This window comes from Agromyces litoreus, assembly GCF_040496015.1.
GTDB classification, from domain to species: Bacteria; Actinomycetota; Actinomycetes; order Actinomycetales; family Microbacteriaceae; genus Agromyces; species Agromyces litoreus.
Genome location: NZ_JBEPKA010000037.1, coordinates 1 through 1,056 on the forward strand (window position 1 = coordinate 1; position 1,056 = coordinate 1,056).

Sequence of the window (1,056 nt, forward strand, 5' to 3'; positions counted from 1 at the left end):
TCGTACTTCTGCGGGTCGTTCGCCCCCGACCCGATCACGTAATGCGTGTGATGCGAGGTGTGGATCGTGATCGACTCGATCCGGTCCGGGTCATCCAGGATCAACGGGTACGCCGCATGCAGCCTCCGGGCCAGGTCGATCCACGCCTGCGCCTGGTACTCCGCCGAATGCTCCTTCGTATACGAATCCAGGATCGCCCGCTTGGCCTCCCCCGCCTCCGGCAACGGCACCTCGTACGTGGCATCCGGGCCGCCCAGCAGCCACGCGATCACCCCGTCCTCACCCTCGTAGATCGGCACCGGGCTGGTCTGGCCCCGCATCGCCCGATCCACCGACTCCACCGCCATCTTCCCCGCGAACGCCGGCGCATACGCCTTCCACGTCGAGATCTCCCCCTTCCGCGACTGCCGCGTCGCAGTCGTGGTGTGCAACGCCTGCCCGATCGCCTGGAACACCGTCTCCTGCCCCAACCCCAGCAACGTCCCGATCCCCGCCGCCGCCGCCGGCCCCAGATGCGCGACATGATCGATCTTGTGCGCATGCAGGCTGATCGCCTTGACCAGATCCACCTGCACCTCGTACGCCGTCGCGATCCCCCGCACCACCTCCCGACCCGTCAACCCCCGCGCCGCAGCCAGATGCTGCGCGACCGCCACCACCGGCGGAATGTTGTCCCCCGGATGCGAGTAATCCGCCGCGAGGAACGTGTCATGGAAATCCAACTCCCGCACCGCGACCCCGTTCGCCCACGCCGCCCACTCCGGCGAAGTCCGCCGACCCGCATCCGCACCGAACACGCACGACCCATCCCCATGCACCGACACCGGATGCGCCAACGCCTGCGACCGCGCCGCGACCACCGGCGCCCGCGTCAACGACGCCGCCGCGACCGCCGCGTTATCGATCACCCGATTCACGACCATCTCCACGACCTCGCCATCGACCTCCACCGGATCGACCGCCACCCCAGCCAACTGCCACGCCAACTGCCCCTCCCGGCCCAAGCCCTCATCACTCCGATGCGTACGCAGATGATGGATCTTCACGAGGATCACG

The 1,056-nt window shown here is 68.2% G+C and carries 1 protein-coding gene; it reads right to left on the reverse strand.

The window, feature by feature from the left end; genetic code table 11:
- The coding region (locus tag ABME01_RS15620) for an MmgE/PrpD family protein (protein ID WP_353829349.1) at positions 1-1,046 on the reverse strand (1,046 nt) is incomplete at its 3' end.
- Positions 1,047-1,056: the final 10 nt, after the last annotated feature.